We start from the raw sequence: 2878 nt of genomic DNA, 5'->3' as shown, positions 1-2878 counted from the left end.
GTGTGGAGATATTACGTATCTCTGGGCAGGAAATCGCTGGTGCTATCTGGCGGTTGTTATGGATCTTTTTGCCCGCAGGGTTATCGGCTGGAGTCTGTCAGCGCATGCCGATACCGCACTGATAAGCAGTGCCCTGCGGATGGCCTATGAGACGCGTGGCCAACCCCGGGATGTCGTGTTCCATAGCGACCAGGGAAGCCAGTATACAGGCCTTAAATATCAACAACTTCTCTGGCGTTGCAGAATAAATCAAAGCGTCAGTCGGCGGGGAAACTGCTGGGATAACAGCCCCATGGAACGCTTCTTCCGCAGTCTGAAAACAGAATGGGTGCCAACGAATGGTTACGCAGGCAAGGACGAGGCCCGGCAGCAAATTAATGATTACATATTGAACTACTACAACAGCGTCAGACCTCACCATTATAACGGTGGGCTGACGCCGGAAGAGTCAGAGAACAGATACCATTTTTACTGTAAAACCGTGGCCAATATTACTTGACCACTACAATTAGCCTCTCGTCACTTTATGCTGCAATTAACGTGATACTGTCAGCATACCGCACCAGACCGGCATTCTGGTACCCTCCCCAGACTCATTACTCCCGTGCCACCACTTAACCGCTCTCTCAGACTGTCACTCACCAGGTCGGATACGTTTACCGCTCAGAGGGATGCTTAATACACTCTGTTCACATGTGTTGCAGGTACGTTTTATATACGCAGGTTATACGCCAGCTATCAGGGATAGCCCTGTGAGTACAACGTAATCTGTTGCTACTGCGTTCTCATACCCACTGATCACACTCACAGTGTTTATTTCACAGATATGAACTCATGTGTTTGATCTCTCTTATATATTTATAATACCAATCAGACAGTCTTATCCCAACAGTGATACCTGTCCCTGCCCACAAGGCACGGGCTGCCCCACCGTAACCGCCCCGTAAATAACTCTGCAATTATCAGAACGCCAGTTTTCCCCTCTTCCTCACGAAAATCATCCCTTCTTTATCGCGCGCGCGTGCGGAAGCATCGTTTCGTAACAACCACCCGGCATACCGGTACGGCTCAGCCACCGCAACCTCCCCGTTTATCTCCTGGCGGTCACATTCCCGATTATTTTTTACGTTTCTCCCCGGTTGTTATGCCGGTGAAGGTGGTGCGTTGTTTTCATGACCACACCGGCTGGTTTAACAACATCCGGAGGAACATTCTCATGACCACCCCAGTTTCGCTGATGGATGACCAGATGGTCGATATGGCGTTTATCACTCAGCTGACCGGCCTGACCGATAAGTGGTTTTACAAGCTCATCAAGGATGGGGCCTTTCCGGCTCCCATCAAACTCGGCCGCAGCTCCCGCTGGCTGAAAAGTGAAGTGGAAGCCTGGCTGCAGGCGCGTATTGCACAGTCCCGTCCGTAATTTCTGCCCCTTATCCGTTCACCCGCAGCAGACGTAATCCCCGGCCTGCCGACGGCATTCTGCTGCCTGTTATATCCCCGTGAGGAATATGAAAATGAAACAACAGTATCAGACCCGCTACGAATGGCTCCACGAAAGCTACCAGAAATGGCTGACCGGCTTCACCCGGCACGCCGTATCCTGGGGCGTGTGTCATCCGAATATCTACTACTTCCATAATCTGACGCCCGGTTGGGTGTCATTCAATGGTGAAAAACCGGAGATTGCCATCGTCCCCCAGAGCCTGCACCGGCTGATTTATGGCCCTGACAAACGGGCCACGCCGCCCCTGGATGATGATCTGATAGTGAATTTATGCACCAGTGAACATCTGCTGGTTCATCATCCGATGCTGGAAGGCATTCTGCTGTCTGAATGTGAACGTCTGAAACACCATTCTCTGGCAAATAAACTGATCAGTCTCTTCCGTCAGTTTGGTGGCACGGAGTTGCGCCTTAAACTGGTCTGGCTTTGCTGGCTTGATTTAATGACCGGAAACAGCCTTGAAGACTGGACAGAGAACCTGAAACGGAAATCAGAAAAAGAGCTGGAGGAATGGATCATCGACCGTCAGAAGCAGAGCGCAGCACTGACGGATCTGATGGATCAGTACGTGCTCCTGGCATACCGCACAACGGTTGACGATAACCGTAACTGATGCCGGTTGCTTCCGGAAGGTGCGGCAAAATACGGGAATGATGCTTCCGGCCCCACATGCTCACCTGCAGAGCGTGTTCGTCGTCATCATACTGAGCCATGACGGATGGCTTAAGGGCATCCTGTCATTGCTGAACTGGCATGAACACCACCAGTGAATGAAAGCCACGGACAGGGATGTTCTTTACAGCCAGATACACGCCACGTTCTCTACGGACTGAATATGCAGGCAGAGGTTATTTACCAGAAATGGCATGCTGCGGTACATGCCTCATCCTGGTGACAATAAGTACATGGCGACAGCGCTCCTTGCACTGCGGAAGAAACTCACACGGCAGGATGTTATGGCTGAAGTCCCCGGAGATCATTGTTTCTTCGTCAGATATTCAGGAGCAGTTGTAGTAACGAATTTTACCGGTCTCTGGTAAGCGTCAACGGAGCACCGTATTGACGCTTATTTATTGGTGAGTACTACGTTCCATGGCAGGAGTTCATCAACTCGGTTGGAAGGCCATTCCGGCAGTACGCTCAGGATATGGCGCAGATACGCTTCCGGATCGATACCGTTCAGACGGCAAGTGCCGATCAGCCCGTACAACAGTGCTCCACGCTCGCCGCCGTGATCGCTGCCAAAGAACATAAAGTTTTTCTTTCCGAGACAGACTGCACGAAGCGCTCTTTCCGCAGCATTATTATCCGCCTCCGCCAGACCGTCATTACTGTAATAACAGAGGGCATCCCACTGATTCAGTACATAGC

At 51.3% G+C, this 2878-nt stretch carries 3 protein-coding genes and 1 pseudogene; 3 read left to right on the top strand and 1 reads right to left on the bottom strand.

Features of this window, described 5'->3' with window-relative positions:
* The 3 genes and pseudogenes from QZF50_RS23360 to QZF50_RS23350 all read left to right on the top strand — a co-directional run.
* Nucleotides 1-499, top strand: a pseudogene (locus QZF50_RS23360) (IS3-like element ISCfr6 family transposase); the annotation flags it as partial.
* 717 nt (nt 500-1216) lie between these two features.
* On the top strand, nt 1217-1423 hold the full coding sequence (locus tag QZF50_RS23355; RefSeq protein ID WP_000211310.1) for an AlpA family transcriptional regulator: 207 nt from the start codon (nt 1217-1219) through the stop codon (nt 1421-1423).
* Nucleotides 1424-1517: 94 nt separating this feature from the next.
* A complete protein-coding gene (locus QZF50_RS23350; protein WP_001387788.1) occupies nt 1518-2120 on the top strand; it encodes a hypothetical protein in 603 nt (200 codons plus the stop codon).
* A 453-nt stretch (nt 2121-2573) separates the two neighbouring features.
* Here QZF50_RS23350 and QZF50_RS23345 read toward each other — a convergent pair.
* Nucleotides 2574-2878: transposase domain-containing protein (locus QZF50_RS23345; RefSeq protein ID WP_290389030.1), on the bottom strand; the 305-nt coding region annotated here is incomplete at its 5' end.

It is taken from the genome of uncultured Escherichia sp. (assembly GCF_948475835.1).
In the GTDB taxonomy this organism is placed as follows: domain Bacteria; phylum Pseudomonadota; class Gammaproteobacteria; order Enterobacterales; family Enterobacteriaceae; genus ECMA0423.
Note: the sequence above shows the minus strand (reverse complement) of the source record. Positions and strands in the feature narration are given on the sequence as shown.